Below are 15,794 nucleotides of genomic sequence, written 5' to 3' on the forward strand. Positions count from 1 at the left end.
CTTGTTACGTTCGGTTGTCGCGTTGCGCCAGGCTGCCTGCGGCAGATCGGCTACGCTCGCGGTCGAGTCGGACGGAGAGATATCCATAATGAATTTGTTTCAAAATGCTCTGGTGCTGGTTTCTGGGGCACTCGTATCGCTGAGTGCCCAAGCCTTGCAGATCACCAGCTTTTCGCCCCAGGGCGAGGTGGCGAAGGTGCGCCAGGTCGTGGCCAAGTTCGATGCCGCGGCAGTCAACTTCGGCGACCCCAAGGCCCCGGCGCCCATCGCTTTGAGTTGCAGCGACGCCAATGCCACCAAGGGCACGGGTCGCTGGACGGGGGAGAAGGAATGGGTGTTCGACTTCGAGCGCGACCTGCCGCCCGGCGTACGCTGTACCGCTACGGTCAAGCCAGGATTCAAATCGGCCGCTGGCGCTGAATTGACGGGCGCCAAGAGCTATCAATTCAATAGCGGTGGGCCGTTCGTGCAGAACATGCGCCCTGGCTCTTACCAGGACATCGACGAAGAGCAGTTCTTCGTGCTCCAGTTCAACGGCCCCGCCACCACCGCCAGCGTGCAGGCCAATGTGTGGTGCACCGCCGAAGGCGTGGGTGAGCGCATTCCGGTGCGCATGATCGAAGGCGCGCAGCGCGCCGAAGTCCTGAAGATGCTCGGCCTGGACAAGAGCGCGGCGAAAGAGCCGCTGCAGTACGCCACGCTGGCCTGCAACCGGCGACTCACGTCGGGCTCGCGCATGCAGGTGGTGTTCGGCAAAGGCGTGGCCACACCGAGTGGTGTGGCCAACACGGTGGAAAAACGCTTCGACTACAAGGTGCGCGAGCCGTTTTCGGCGGAGTTCAGCTGCGAGCGCGAAAACGCCCAGGCCGCCTGCCTGCCGATCCGCCCCATGACGCTGTCCTTCAATGCGCCGGTGCCGCGCAAGCTGGCGTCGGCCATCCGCCTGAAGTCGGCGAAGGAAACGCTCAAGCCGCAGGCCGCCACCGACAAGGAAGAGCAGCAGGCGGACGCACTGGTCACCAGCGTGCAGTTCAGCGCACCCCTGTCTGAAAACACCGCCTTCACGCTCGAGCTGCCCAAGGATCTGAAAGATGCCTCGGGCCGCGCGCTGACCAATGCCGACAGCTTCCCGCTCAAGGTCGCCACGGGCGGCATGCCGCCGCTGGCCAAGTTTGCCGCCGCGTCTTTCGGCGTGGTGGAGCGTTTTGCCGAAGGCCCCGCATCCGACAACCCGCCCGCGCTGCTGCCGGTCACCCTGCGCAACGTGGAAGCCGCCCTGCGCGTGCAGGGCCTGCAGCCCGGCACCCCGGGTGCGGCAGCGCCCGCGGGCAAGGTGAGCACCTTCAAGCCCGGCACCGACGCCGACATCATCGCGTGGTTCCGCAAGGTCCGGCGCTATGACAACTACAACATCGAACGCAAGCAGGCGCGCCAGGACGTGACAGGCCCGCTGCCCAAGGTGCTGGACAACGACCGCGAGTATGTGCAGACCCGCATGCTGTCGCTGCTGGCCGGCAAGGGCGGCGTGAAGACGCTGGACCTGCCCAAGCCCGCCAGCACCGATGCCCGCCCGTTCGAGGTGGTGGGCATTCCGCTGTCGCCCGGCTTCCACGTGGTGGAGATCGCATCGCAAAAGCTCGGCGCATCGCTGCTGGACGACCGCCACGGCGATAGCCGCACGATGTACGTGCGCACCTCCGCGCTGGTCACCAACCTGGGCGTGCATTTCAAGCTGGGCCGCGAGAACGCCATGGCCTGGGTGACCACGCTCGACAAGGGCCATCCGGTAGAGGGCGCCAAGGTGCGTGTGTCCGACTGCCGTGGCAACGAAGTGGCCACGGGCGTCACCGACGCGCAGGGCCTGGCCCGGCTCGACGGTGTCTCGACCGACTCTCCCACCTGCAGTGAATCCGGCGGATACGGCGAAGGCGACGGCAGCCGCGGCTACTTCGTGAGCGCCCGCCACAAGGGCGCCGACGCAGTCGAGGACATGGCCTTCACCTGGAGCGACTGGCAGCGTGGCATCGAGCCCTGGCGCTTCAATGTGCCCACCAGCACCACGGCCGAGCCGGACGAACGCGCCCACACCATCTTCGACCGCACCCTGTTCCGTGCGGGCGAGACGGTGTCGATGAAGCACCTGCTACGCACCGAGACCCGCAAGGGCTTCGGCGTGCCCGCTGCGGGCCCCGACACCCTGGTCATCACCCACGTGGGCAGCGGCCAGCAATTCACCCAGCCCCTGGCCTGGCGCACCACGCCGAGCGGTGGCCTGAGCGCGCAGAACACCTTTGCCGTGCCGCCCGCCGCCAAGCTCGGCCTGTACCAGGTCGAGCTGCGCAACCAGTCCAACAACGGCCGCAGTTTCAGCTCGGGCGAGTTCCGGGTGGAAGAATTCCGCCTGCCGGTGCTCGAAGGCCGCATTGCGCCCGCCGACAAGAAGGCGCTGGTGCGTGTGCGCTCGGTGCCCACCGATGTGCAGATCAACTACGTGGCCGGCGGTGGCGCCGCCAACCTGCCGGTGCGTGTGTCGGCCATGGTGCGTGGCAAGACGCTGAACTACAGCGACTACGACGCCTTCAGCTTCAACCCGCCCCGCAAGCGCGATCAGTCGAACGCCAACAGCGACGACGAAGAAGCCACCGCCAGCCAGGATGCGCGCGTGATTGCTGACAAGCTCCCGCTCACGCTGAACAAGGACGGCGCGGGCAAGGTCACCATCGACAACGTGCCAGAGGCGCGTCAGCCGCAAGAGCTGCTGATGGAAGCCACCTACGCTGACCCCAACGGCGAAGTGCAGACCATCCGCAGCACGCAGGCCCTGTGGCCCGCGGGCGTGGTGGCCGGTATCAAGACCGAGGGCTGGGTATCGGCCCGCCAGAAGATCCGCTTTCAGGCGCTGGCACTGCAGCACAACGGCAAGCCGGCCGCCGATACGTCGCTGCAGGTGCAGGCCATGGCGCGCATCACCACCACCACGCGCAAGCGCATGGTGGGCGGCTTCTACAGCTACGACAACCAGACCGAGACCAAGGACCTGGGCACGCTGTGCAGCGGCAAGAGCGACGCACGCGGCCTGCTGCTGTGCGAGTCCAAGCTCGACGAAGCCGGCGAGGTGGAACTGGTGGTGACGGCCACCGACAAGGACGGCAACACCAGCGTGGCCGCATCGTCGGTGTGGGTCACGCGCCAGGGCGAGCTGTGGTTTGGCGGCGAGGACCACGACCGCATCGACCTGTTACCTGAAAAGAAGAGCTACCAGCCGGGCGAGACCGCCAAGTTCCAGGTGCGCATGCCGTTCCGCTACGCCACGGCGCTGGTGGCGGTGGAGCGCGAGGGCATCATCGACACGCAGGTGGTGCAGCTCAACGGCCAGGACCCGACCGTGAGCCTCAAGATTCAGCCTGAATGGGGCCCTAACGTCTACGTGAGTGTGCTGGCCCTGCGCGGCCGGTTGCGCGAGGTGCCCTGGTACAGCTTCTTCACCTGGGGCTTCAAGTCGCCGCGTGAGTGGTGGACGTCGTTCTGGTACGAGGGCAAGGAATACCAGGCGCCCACCGCGCTGGTGGACCTGTCCAAACCCGCGTTCCGCCTGGGCCTGGCCGAGATCCGCGTGGGCACGCAAGCCCACCAGATCGACGTGAAGGTCACGGCCGACAAGGAAAGCTACGCCGTGCGCGGCAAGGCGCAGGTCACCATCACCGCCACGCTGCCGGGCGGCAAGCCCGCCGCCAATGCCGAGGTGGCTGTGGCCGCCGTGGACCAGGCGCTGCTGGAGCTGATGCCCAATAATAGCTGGAACCTGCTCGAAGCCATGCTGCAGCGTCGCAGCTGGGGCGTGGAGACCTCCACCGCGCAGATGGAGATCATTGGCCGACGCCACTACGGCAAGAAGGCCGTGCCCGCGGGCGGCGGCGGCGGCAAGTCGCCCACGCGCGAACTGCTCGAGACGTTGCTGCTGTGGCAGCCCGCCATCGTGCTTGATGCCAACGGCCAGGCCAAGGTGACGGTGCCGCTCAACGATGCGCTCACCACCTTCAAGATCGTGGCGGTGGCCGATGCGTCCACTGGCCTGTTCGGTACCGGCAGCACCAGCATCCGCGCCACGCAGGACCTGCAGATCATCAGCGGCCTTCCGCCGCTGGTGCGCGAGGACGACCAGTTCCGCGCCCAGCTCACGCTGCGCAACACCACCAAGGCGGCGATGAAGGTCGAGGTGACCCCGCGCGCCACGCTGCTGGACTTGAAGCCGCAGACGGTGGACATACCGGCCGGCGAGGCACGCGAGGTGTCGTGGAACATCACGGCCCCCGCGCAGCTGGCACAGACCCGGTCGGAGTCCATCCTGTGGGAGATCGAGGCCAAGGACTCGGTCAGCGGTGCGCGCGATGCCCTGAAGGCAAGCCAGCGCATCATCCCGGCCGTGCCGCTCACGGTGCAGCAGGCCACGCTGGTGCAGGTAGACGGCAGCTTCAACCTGGACGTGAACCCGCCCGCCGATGCGCTGCCGGGCCGCGGCGGCCTCAAGATGTCGCTGCAGCCCAAGCTGGCCGAAGGCCTGCCCGGCGTGCGTGACTGGTGGGCCCGCTACCCGTTCGCCTGCCTGGAGCAAAAGACCAGCAAGGCCGTGGGCCTGCGCGACGGCGCGCTGTGGCAGACCGTGGTGGCGCAGCTGCCGACCTACCTGGACAGCGACGGCCTGGCCAACTACTTCCCGCCGCGCGATGGCGACGCCAACCGCGGCAGCGACACGTTGACCGCCTACGTGCTGGCCGCTACGCACGAGGCTGCGTCCGTCAACCCGGCCTTCGCCCTGCCCGACGCAGCCCGCGCACCCATGGAGCGTGGCCTGATCGCGTTTGTGGAAGGTCGCATCCAGCGCGACTTCTGGAGCCCGCGCAAGGATCTGGACATGCGCAAGGTGGCCGCGCTCGAAGCGCTGTCGCGCTACGGCAAGGCCCAGGGCCGCATGGTCAGCAGCATCACCATTGCGCCCAACCAATGGCCCACGCACACGGTGATCGACTGGGTCAACGTTTTGAAGCGCGTGGCCGATGTGCCCGAGCGCGACAAGCGCCTGGCCGAAGCGATGCAGATCCTGCGCAGCCGCCTGTCGTTCCAGGGCACCAAGCTCATCTTCAGCACCGAGCAGGATGACTACTGGTGGTGGCTGATGCAAAACGGCGACGTGAATACTGCGCGCCTGATGCTGGCCGTGATGGACGACCCGACCTGGAAGGACGACATGGGCCGCCTGGCCAACGGCTTCATCAGCCGGCAGCAGGGCGGTGCGTGGCACACCACCACGGCCAACCTGTGGGGCGGGCTGGCGCTGGAAAAATTCAGCGCCAAGTTCGAGGCCACGCCGGTGTCCGGTATCACCAAGGCTGCCATGGGCGCCAACAACGCTGCGGTGGACTGGAGCAAGGTCGAGCGCGTGAAGACCACCGACCTGACGGGCGCTGCGCACCAGACCACCTGGTTCGGTGCCCCCGCATCGGCGGGCAACCTGAAGAACAACGGCATGTTCCTGCCCTGGTCATCGGCTGCAGGCAAGGCGGGTGGCAAGGAGCAACTGGCCGTCACGCACCAGGGCCCCGGCAAGCCATGGCTCACGCTGCAGTCGGTGGCCGCCATCCAGCTGAAGGCACCCTTTGCTGCGGGGTACAGCATCACCAAGACGGTGACGCCCGTGGAGCAGGCCAACAAGGCGCTGCCGCCCGGCCAGTACACCCGCGGCGACGTGCTGCGCGTGACGCTGGAGGTGAACGCCAGCGCCGACATGACCTGGGTGGCCATCACCGACCCGATCCCGGGCGGCGCCACCATCCTGGGCAGCGGCCTGGGCCGCGACTCGGCCATCGCCACGCAGGGCGAAAAGGCGCGCACCGGCCCCGGCTGGCCCGCGTTCGAGGAGCGCAGCTTCGAGTCCTTCCGGAGCTACTACGAGTACCTGCCCAAGGGCACGGTCAAGATGGAATACACCGTGCGCCTGAACAACGTGGGCGACTTCGCGCTGCCCCCGAGCCGTGTGGAAGCTATGTACGCGCCCGAGATGTTCGGCGAGACACCGAATGCGCGGGTGAAGGTGGAGCCCGGCAAGTAAGGCCGCAGCGGGGCGGGCCCCAGGCCTGCTCCGGCCTTCCGGGACCGCCCGTCTTGGCCCTGCCTGGCGTTTGCAAATGGGCATGGGTATGGCCTGTATGCACTGCGGCGGCGAATCGGCGCGCCCCCGGTTCACCGGCATTGCCACCGGTATTCCCGGCACAATTTCCGTCCCCAAGGACCCATGACCATGACCGATGTTTCCATCAGCCCCGCGCCGTCAGGCGACCCGCTCACCGTTTCTGTAGAAGTGGGCTGCGACGCGCAGCGCGCCTGGCAGGCCTTCATCAGCCCGGCCGCCATCACCGCCTGGAACTTCGCCAGCCCCGAGTGGTGCTGCCCGCGGGCCGAGAACGACCTGCGTGTGGGCGGTGCCTTCAGCTACCGCATGGAGGCCAAGGACGGCTCCATGGGTTTCGACTTTGCCGGCACCTTCACCGAGCTGGTGCCCCACCGGCGGCTGCGCTACGCCCTGGGCGACAGCCGTGAGGTCGTGGTCGAATTCATCGACCTGCCTGGCGGCCGCACCGAGGTGCGGCAGTCGTTCACCCCGGACACGACCTTTCCGCCCGAGCAACAGCGCGCGGGCTGGCAGGCGATTCTGGAGAACTACAAGAAGTTTGTGGAGCCCGGCGGCTGATGGGCATGGCGCAGACCGCTGCGTGGCAGCTGGCAGCAGTGCACCGGCCGGGCCGTATCCATGGGCTGGCCTAGGTTCGTGCCGGCCCCGCGGGTGCAGAGCGGGGCTCTGCCGGCTGTGGCGCGGCCTCTGGTCGTGCTGGCGGTGTGCATGCTGCTGGGCGCGCCACACGCCCACGCCCTGCCGTCCTACGACGAGGTGCGGGCCGACTTCAAACCGTCCGACACCGTAGTGCTCTCGCGCGAAGGCGAGGTGCTGCAGCGCCTGCGCACCGACACCACGGTGCGGCGGGGCCAGTGGGTGGCCTTGGCCGATGTGTCGCCCGCACTGCGCACGGCGCTGGTGCTGAGCGAAGACAAGCGATTCTTCGAGCACAGCGGCGTGGACTGGCGCGCTGCGTCAGCCGCCGCCTGGGGCAACCTGTGGAACCAGCGCACGCGCGGCGCCAGCACCATCACCATGCAGCTCGCAGGCCTGCTCGACGGCGACTGGCGGCAGGGGCCGGGCGGGCGCACCGTGGTGCAAAAGCTCGGCCAGACGGTGGCCGCGCAGGTGCTGGACCGGCGCTGGCGCAAAGACCAGGTGCTGGAGGCGTATCTCAACCTCGTGCCGTTTCGCAGCGAACTGGTGGGCATCGATGCGCTCAGCCGCACGCTGTTCGGCAAAGCTGCCCACGGCCTGGACGACCGCGAGGCGGCGGTGGCGGCGGCCCTGGTGCGGGCGCCCAACGCGCGCCCCGCGCTGGTGGCCCAGCGGGCCTGCGGCGTGCTGCGCGACATGCAGGCCCAGCCGCCGCCAAGAAAGCTGCCCGCCACCGCGGGTGCCCCCGCATCGCAGGCCCAACCACCGCGTGTGGACTGCGATGCCCTCGACCTCTTCACCACCGCCGCGCTCCAGCGCCGCGCATTCGATGCCAGCGAGGGCGTGGCGCCGCATTTCGCGCGCTATCTGCTGCGCCAGCGTTTCAAGGACGGTGTGGCGGTGCCCGAGCGGGTGCAGAGCACGCTGCGCGCACCGCTGCAGCGCTTTGCTGTCAGCACCCTGCAGCAGCACCTTCGCGAACTCCGCGGGCGTAATGTGGAAGACGGCGCCGTGCTCGTGCTCGACAACGCCACGGGCGAGGTGCTGGCGTGGGTGGGCTCGTCCGGGCAACTGAGCCAGGCGAGCGAGGTCGATGGCGTGCTGGCGCTGCGCCAGCCGGGCTCCACGCTCAAGCCCTTCTTGTACGCGCAGGCCATTGCCGAGCGGCGGCTCACGGCGGCATCGCTGGTGGACGACTCGCCTGCCCACATCGCCACGGCGGGCGGTTTGTACATTCCGCAAAACTACGACCGGCAGTTCAAGGGCTGGGTGTCGGCGCGCACCGCGCTGGCCGCGTCGCTCAATGTGCCGGCGGTGCGCACGCTGGTCATGGTCACGCCCGACGCATTCCACCGGCAATTGCGCGCAGTGGGCATGCCGCTGCGCGAGAGCGGTGATTACTTCGGCTACAGCCTGGCGCTGGGCAGCCCCGAGGTGCCGCTGGTGCACCTGACCAATGCCTTTCGCACACTGGCCAACGGCGGGCAACTGAGCCCGGTGGACCTGGCCGCGCCCGCTCGTGGCCGGCCCCCTGCCTTCACGGCGGCCATCGACCCGCGAGCCGCGTTCATCGTGGGCGACATCCTGTCGGACGGCAATTCCCGCGCGCGCACCTTCGGCACCGACAGCGTGCTGGCCACACGCTTCTGGACCGCAGTGAAAACCGGCACCAGCAAGGACATGCGCGACAACTGGGCCGTGGGCTGGTCCGAGCGCTACACCGTCGGCGTGTGGGTAGGCAACGCCAGCGGCGCCGCCATGCACGACGTGAGCGGCACCAGCGGCGCAGCGCCCATCTGGGCGACCGTGATGGGCTTCTTGCATGCGCGCGAGCCCAGCCGTGCGCCCAAGGCACCTGCAGGCGTGCTCAAGGCTGCGGTGCGGTTTGGCCCCGGGCCCGCAGCCGCAGAGGCGCGCTCCGCCCAGCCGCTGGAGGCTGCTCGGGAGGAGTGGTTCTTGCAGGGTACGCAGCAACCCCTTTTTGCTATTGATTCAATAGCTGCTGGCGCCGATGTAGCAAGCGGTAGGGCCGCAAAAGACCCCAAACATGCCGCGCGGAAGCTGCCCGATGCCCCGCCCGGCGGGCCAGCGCGCATCACCGCCCCCGCCAGCGGCACCATCATCGCGCTGGACCCGGACATCCCGCCCGCCCGCCAGCGCCTGCAGTTCGCTGCCACGGGCGACGGCCTGCTGTGGCGGATGGACGGCAAGCCCCTGGGCCAGGGTCCGCGCGTGGCCTGGCTGCCCTGGCCCGGCCGGCATGTGGTGCAGATCACCGATGCCAAGGGCCAGGTGCTGGACGAGATCCGCCTGGAGGTCCGCGGCGCGGGTGTGGCGGCCACGCCGCCCCGGGGCTCTGCGAATTGACGGCGCCTGGCGCGGCAGCTACGGTGTGACTGACCGCACCAGGGGCTTTGCTGGAGCGCCTTGGCGGTATCGGGTTGAAGCCCGGCGACCAGCGTGGCGCGTCGACTGACCGCACAGGGCGGCCCTGCAAGGTCACTGTGCAGGATGACCGTGCGGGAGCCCGTGGATAGCTGGTCCGATGGTCAGAGGGTCGATGGTCAGAGGGTCCGATGGGGCGGGTGGCCGGCGTGGCAGCAATGCCATGCAACACCTGGTGGCATGTCAGCCAGCCGACAACGCCCCCCACTAGAATGGTTACCAAATATTTCTATGCCGTTCCTGCGCCAGTTCTTCTCCCACCGCCTTATCTGGTTGGCGCTGCTGTTGTCGCTGGGGATTGGTGCCCTGTTCGCCCGCACGATCTGGACGATCCGCACCGACGAGTGGAACTACGCCAGCCAGACCAACAGCAATCTGGTGCACACCCTGGAGCAGGGGCTCAGCTGGTCGCTCGACTCCATCGACAAGTCATTGGAGGGCGTGGCCCGCGAGGTGGCACGCAGCGATGTGTGGGCCCTGCCGCCCGACCTGCGCAACCGCGTCATTTTTGACAATTCGCTGCGGGCGCGCGGCGCGGGCGACGTGTTCGTGCTGGATGCCACGGGCAGCATCGTGCTCGACTCGGGCGCCAGCACACTGCGCCGCGCCAGCCTGGCGGACCGCGACTACTTCCAGGCCTTCGCCAAGGACGGGCACCAGGGACTTTTCATCGGCAAGCCGGTGCCTTCGCGCGTGACCGGGCTGAACGTGCTGCCCATGGCCCGCGCGTACCGCCACCCGGACGGCAGCTTTGCCGGCGTCGTGGTCGGGGCCGTGCGCCTAAGCTACTTCAATGAACTCTTCGGCTCGCTCGACCTGGGTGCCAACAGCGGGATCAATCTGTTTCGCCACGACGGAGTGGTCATCTCGCGGTATCCGTACGGCGATTCGGACGTCGGCAAGACCATTGCGGGATCGCCCAACCTGGAGCGCTTTCAGCGCGAGGGCAGTGGCGCGTTCGTGGGCGTGGCAGCCCTGGACGGGGTCGAGCGCCTGTATGCCTTCCGGCAGGTGGGCTCCTACCCGCTCATCATCAATGTGGCGCAGGCGACCGAAACGGTGCTGGCCAAGTGGTACCGCAGCGCGACCGTGCTGGGCGGTTTCGCGCTGCTGCTCATGCTCGCCTGCGTGGCCCTGGCCGCCATGTTCGTGCGCGAACTCACGCTGCGCCAGCAGGTGTCGGCCCAACTGCGCGAGGCCGAGCACCATCTGCGCACCATCCTCGATAACCTGCCGTCGGCTATCAGCTACTGGGACAGGGGCCTGCACAACCTGTTTGCCAACCAGGTGTACTTCGAGTGGTTCGGCGTGATGCCCGACAAACTGCGCGGTCAGCACGTGAGCCAGTTGCTGGGCCCCGATGTCTATGCGCAGAACCTGCCTTTCATGGAGCACGCGCTGGCGGGAGAGCCCCAGTTGTTCGAGCGCGCGCTGGTGGACGCGCGCGGCCAGGTGCTCCATGCCCTGGTGTCCTACCTGCCCGACGAGGTCGATGGCCAAGTGCGCGGATTCTTCGTACAAGCCACCGACATCACCGAGCGCAAGCGCATGGAGGATGAGCTTTTTGCCGAGAAGGAGCGCGTGCGCCTGACCCTGCAATCCATCGGCGATGCCGTGGTCTGCGCCGACGGGCAGGGCGCTGTCACCTACCTCAACCCTGTCGCCGAGCGCCTGACCGGCTGGCAGGCGTTTGACGCAGCGGGCCGCCGCATCGACGAAGTGGTGGTGCTGCGCAGCCCGCACAACGATGCCGTGCTGGCCAGCTCACTGCTGGCAGCCATCCAGAGCGGCGAGGGCGCCGATTCGGTGCGCGGCGTGATCGTGCACCGCACCAGCGGCCAACGGTTCCAGGTCGAGAAAACCTCCAGCCCGATCACCGACCGCCACGGCCAAGTCACCGGCGCCGTGGCCGTGCTGCGCGATGTGACCGAGGCCGTCGTCATGGCCGAACGCATGGCCCACCTGGCCCAGTACGACGCGCTGACCGACCTGCCCAATCGCGTGCTGTTGCAAGACCGCGCGCAAATGGCCATCACCCAGGCGCGGCGCGACGGCAAATGCCTGGCCGTCATGTACCTGGACCTGGACGGCTTCAAGGCCGTGAACGACAGCCTGGGCCACGACGTGGGCGACCTGCTGCTCGTGCAGTTCGCCCAGCGCCTCAAAGCCGCGGTGCGCGCGTCCGACACCGTGTGCCGCCAGGGCGGCGACGAGTTCGTAGTGCTGCTGCCCGGCCTGGAGGGCGTGGAGCCCGCCTGCGGCGTGGCCCGCAAGATCCTGGCATCGTGCGATGCCCCCTTCGAGCTGGCCGGCCGCATGCTGCCCATGGGCCTGAGCGGCGGCATCGCGCTGTACCCGCAGCACGGCGACACGTTCGACGCTTTGTCCCGCCACGCCGACAGCGCCATGTACGCCGCCAAGCGCGGCGGGCGCATGCGCTTCATGCTGTACCGCGGGCCTGACGCGGAGCCCGAGGTGGTGCAGGTGGACCCAGTCATAGGCCAGGACGCGTGATCGCCGCGGGCACCGCTTCGCTGGCGTTGCGCGTGGGCATGAACCAGCGCATGGGCATCCAATGCAGTTGCTATTAAATATGTAGCTGACGGCGCCCGCCCAGTGAGCGGTAGGGCTCTGAAAAGCCTGAAGTTCCACGACGGGTGCTGCGCGCACGCACCATCGGCGATGGAAATTTGTTGCAGCCCCGCGCAAATAATTTTGATGGCCGCGCCGCGCGCAACTGCCTACCATCCGGCGAGGCTTTAAAAACCGTTCAACGTCTTTTTGCTCTGGAGTGCCGCGTGCCTGACCTGTCCAAAATCACCAGCATCGAAGACCTGCGCGTCGTCGCCAAGCGCCGCGTGCCGCGCATGTTTTACGACTACGCCGATTCAGGCTCTTACACGGAAGGCACGTACCGCGCCAACACGCAGGACTTCCAGTCCATCAAGCTGCGCCAGCGCGTGGCGGTGAACATGGCGGGCCGCAGCACCCGCACCACCATGATCGGCCAGGACGTGGCCATGCCTGTGGCGATAGCGCCCACCGGCCTCACCGGCATGCAGCACGCCGACGGCGAGATCCTGGGCGCGCGCGCTGCCAAGGCCTTCGGCATTCCGTTCACGCTGTCGACCATGAGCATCTGCTCCATCGAAGACGTGGCCGAGCACACGGGCCGCCACCCGTTCTGGTTTCAGCTGTACGTGATGCGCGACCGCGACTTCATCGAGCGCCTGATCGACCGCGCCAAGGCGGCCAACTGCTCGGCGCTGCAGCTCACGCTGGACCTGCAGATCCTGGGCCAGCGCCACAAGGACATCAAGAACGGCCTGTCCACGCCGCCCAAGCCCACCATCGCCAACATGCTCAACCTGGCCACCAAGCCGCACTGGTGCCTGGGCATGCTGGGCACCAAGCGCCGCACCTTTGGCAACATCGTGGGCCACGCCAAGGGCGTGGGCGATTTGTCATCGCTGTCGTCCTGGACGGCCGAGCAGTTCGACCCGCAGCTCAACTGGGGCGATGTGGAGTGGATCAAAAAGCGCTGGGGCGGCAAGCTGATCCTCAAGGGCATCATGGATGCCGAAGACGCCCGCCTGGCCGTCAACAGCGGGGCCGATGCGCTCATCGTCAGCAACCACGGCGGCCGCCAGCTCGACGGCGCGCCATCGTCCATCGCCGCGCTGCCCGGCATTGCCGAAGCGGTGCGCCAGGCGGGCGGCGGCATCGAGGTGTGGATGGACGGCGGCATCCGCAGCGGCCAGGACGTGCTGAAGGCCCGCGCGCTGGGCGCACAGGGCACGCTGATCGGGCGGAGTTTCCTGTATGGGCTGGGGGCCTATGGCGAAGCGGGGGTGACGCGTGCGCTGCAGATCATTCAGCGGGAGCTGGATATCACGATGGCGTTTTGTGGGCACACCAACATCAACACGGTGGACCGGTCGATTTTGTTGCCGGGCACATACCCGGTGTGAAGGCCCGGGCGGGAGCCACGGCTGCAGCAGGCCGGTGCGCTGCTGGCCATGGCCGCGTTGCCCTGTCAATACTTGTAGCTCAGCGTGGCCATCACGCTGCGCGGCTCGCCGTAGTAGCTCTGGCGCGTCCAGCCATCGGGGCGGTCGAGATACTTGCGGTCCAGCAGGTTGTTGACTGTCACGGTGACGCGCGTCTTGGGCGTGATCTGGTAGCCGGCCTGCAGCGACAGCAGCGTCACGCTGCCCTGGCCCCAGTGTGCGCCATCGATGTTGTTGAAGATGGCACTGCGCACGCGTGCCCCTGCGCCCAGGCTCCAGCCGCCGTCAAATCGGTAGTCGGTCCACAGCGAGAAGCTGTGGCGCGGAAACACGGTGGTGAAAGGCTTGCCCTCCTGGTCGGGCGATGAGCGCAGCACCCGTGTGGTGTTGTACCCGTAGCCCGCGGTGAGGTTCCAGCGCGGCGACAGGCGGCCGGTCAGTTCGGCCTCAAGGCCCTGGCTGCGTACCTTGCCCGCGGCAATCGACGCTTCCGGGAAGTCCGGGTCGGTGATGGCGCGGTTCACATCCTCGATGCGGTAGATGCCGACGCTGCTGGCCAGCTTGCCGTCCAGATGCTCGCCCTTGATCCCCACCTCGACCTGGTGGCCCGCGCGGGGCTGCAGGTAGGCGCCGCTGCGGTTGCGCGAGGTCTGCGGATTGAAGATGGCGCTGTAGCTGCCGTAGGCAGACCAGGTGGGCGACAGCTCGTACACGGCCCCTGCATAGGGCACGGCCTTGGCGTTCTCGCGGCTGTCGTTGGCGCGGTCGATCAGGTCGCGGCTTTCGTACCAGGTCACTCTGGCGCCGGCCAGCAGCACGAGCGGTTGCGAGATGCGGATGCGTGCCTGGCCGAACACCGCGCTTTGGCGCAGATCGTTGTTGGCATAGGCGGGGTCGATGGTGACATCGGGCCGGGGCACATCGGGGTTGGGCGCGAAGACGTTCAACAGGAATCCGTTGTCTCCCCAGGTGCTGCCGTTGTAGGCATCGCGGCTGGTGCGCCGCTGGTGGCTGGCCCCCACCACGAACTCCTGCTTGAAGCCGCGCCATTGCACCGGCAGCGTCAGCATGCCTTGCAGGTTGGTCTCGCTCTGGTGGCGGAGGTAGAAGTAGGGCGATACCGTCATGTCGCCTGTGGCGCGGTCGACGTAGCTGTTGCCGAACCCGAGGGTGGTGTTCTCGTTGCTGTCCAGGTAGTTGGCGGTCAGGACCGCCCGGCCGCCGCCCTCCAGCCTGTGCTCCAGTTCGGCAAAGCTGCGGCGCATCAGCTGGCTGCTGCGGTTCCACAGAGCGCCAATGTAGGTGGATCGGTCCAGGTCGGGATACCCACCATCGGCATAGGCCGCGTAGCCCCAGAACGGGCGCCGGAGCGCGTGCTGCGCGCTGTGTCCCACAGACAGCGTGGTGTTGGGCGTGAAGTCGTATTCCAGCGTACCGTAGCCCAGCGGCTGGCGCGTGAAGGCGTGGTCGGTGACATAGTGCCGGTCTTCGTAGGCGGCCACCAGGCGTCCCCGCAGGCGCCCCTCTGCGTCCAGCGGACCGGTGATGTCGGCCTCTGTGTAGTAGTGGTTCCAGGAGCCGGCCGATGCACGCGCGTTGAAGCCGAAGATCGGCTGGGCGCGCTTGCGCACGAAGTTGACGGTACCGCCAGGGTCGCCCGCGCCCTGCAGCAGGCCGGCCGGGCCGCGCCAGACCTCCACCCGGTCGAACATCGCCAGCGCAAAGTCGTTGTCTCCGGTCTGCACCGACGAGGACACGCCATCGATCTGGTAGCGGTCGATGCCGTAGCCGCGCGACTCCACGGTGAAGCGACCGGTGCCGTAGGTGGTCACCTTGAGCGCGGTCGTGTACTGCATGGCGTCCTCCACGCGCAGGAAGTTCTGGTCTTCGATACGCTGGCGCGTCACCACGCTCACCGAATTGGGTATTTCGCGCGGCGCCTGCTCCATGAGGCCCAGGGTGGTGGTGCGGGCTGCATATTCGGGCAGCCCCTCGGTGGTGGCGCTGGCCTCCGCGGCCGCGGTCACCTTCACTTCATCCAGCGACGCGGCAGCGCCGGGTGCGGCGGAAGGCGCAGCCTGGCCCGCCTGCTCCACCACAAAGGTCTTGCCGCCGTCCGCGGGACGCGCGGCCAGGCCGCTGCCTGCCAGCAGTTGGTCCAGCGCCTGCCTGGCGGTGTAGGTGCCGCGCACTGCGGGGGCAGTGCGCCCGGCCGACAGGCTGCTGGCAAATACCACCTGAACGCCCGTGCGCTGGGCAAGGGCGTTGAGCGATTGCGCCAGTGGCGCTGCAGGCAGGTCCAGAGCCACCGGTGCCACAGCGGCGCCCGGCGGGGCCGCGGTCGGGACAGGCTGAGCCTGCGTGGCCATTGCGATCAGGGCGCTGCAGGCCAGCGCGGTCAGGCGCCAGCCCTGACCCGGGGCAGTGGGCGTGTGGCGGTGGGTGGCTCGGGGCTGCGGACGCAATGGCAGGGGCACGGGAATCTCCTCGTTGATGGTGGGTTCGCTGCCTGC

At 68.0% G+C, this 15,794-nt stretch carries 6 protein-coding genes; 5 read left to right on the plus strand and 1 reads right to left on the minus strand.

The window, feature by feature from the left end; translation table 11 throughout:
- The first annotated feature begins 88 nt into the window (after positions 1-88).
- The 5 genes from ASF16_RS02270 to ASF16_RS02290 all read left to right on the plus strand — a co-directional run bounded on the left by ASF16_RS02270 (position 89) and on the right by ASF16_RS02290 (position 13,242).
- Positions 89-6,106, plus strand: coding sequence for an MG2 domain-containing protein (locus ASF16_RS02270; protein WP_056161997.1), 6,018 nt, complete (start codon positions 89-91; stop codon positions 6,104-6,106).
- 189 nt (positions 6,107-6,295) lie between these two features.
- Positions 6,296-6,745 (plus strand): SRPBCC domain-containing protein, encoded by a 450-nt coding sequence (locus ASF16_RS02275; RefSeq protein ID WP_082516712.1) that lies wholly within the window; start codon positions 6,296-6,298, stop codon positions 6,743-6,745.
- Between the two features lie 150 nt (positions 6,746-6,895).
- A complete protein-coding gene (gene pbpC, locus ASF16_RS02280) occupies positions 6,896-9,193 on the plus strand; it encodes a penicillin-binding protein 1C (protein ID WP_156371893.1) in 2,298 nt (765 codons plus the stop codon).
- 309 nt (positions 9,194-9,502) lie between these two features.
- Positions 9,503-11,785 carry a diguanylate cyclase domain-containing protein gene (locus ASF16_RS02285; RefSeq protein WP_056162002.1) on the plus strand — a complete coding sequence of 761 codons (2,283 nt, stop codon included), beginning with the start codon at positions 9,503-9,505 and terminating at the stop codon, positions 11,783-11,785.
- A gap of 284 nt (positions 11,786-12,069) precedes the next feature.
- A complete protein-coding gene (locus ASF16_RS02290) occupies positions 12,070-13,242 on the plus strand; it encodes an alpha-hydroxy acid oxidase (protein WP_056162004.1) in 1,173 nt (390 codons plus the stop codon).
- Positions 13,243-13,307: 65 nt separating this feature from the next.
- Here ASF16_RS02290 and ASF16_RS02295 read toward each other — a convergent pair whose 3' ends face one another.
- The gene (locus ASF16_RS02295) at positions 13,308-15,758 is read right to left on the minus strand and encodes a TonB-dependent receptor (RefSeq protein ID WP_156371847.1); all 2,451 of its coding nucleotides are present in this window, start codon (positions 15,756-15,758) and stop codon (positions 13,308-13,310) included.
- Positions 15,759-15,794: the final 36 nt, after the last annotated feature.

The organism is Acidovorax sp. Leaf78 (genome assembly GCF_001422735.1).
Lineage (GTDB): Bacteria > Pseudomonadota > Gammaproteobacteria > Burkholderiales > Burkholderiaceae_C > Acidovorax.

What these genes read in the sequence shown, in the direction of transcription:
- ASF16_RS02270 (WP_056161997.1), top strand. Translation starts at nt 89, where the DNA reads ATGAATTTGTTTCAAAATGCTCTGGTGCTGGTTTCTGGGGCACTCGTA.
- ASF16_RS02275 (WP_082516712.1), top strand. Translation starts at nt 6,296, where the DNA reads ATGACCGATGTTTCCATCAGCCCCGCGCCGTCAGGCGACCCGCTCACC.
- pbpC (WP_156371893.1), top strand. Translation starts at nt 6,896, where the DNA reads ATGCTGCTGGGCGCGCCACACGCCCACGCCCTGCCGTCCTACGACGAG.
- ASF16_RS02285 (WP_056162002.1), top strand. Translation starts at nt 9,503, where the DNA reads ATGCCGTTCCTGCGCCAGTTCTTCTCCCACCGCCTTATCTGGTTGGCG.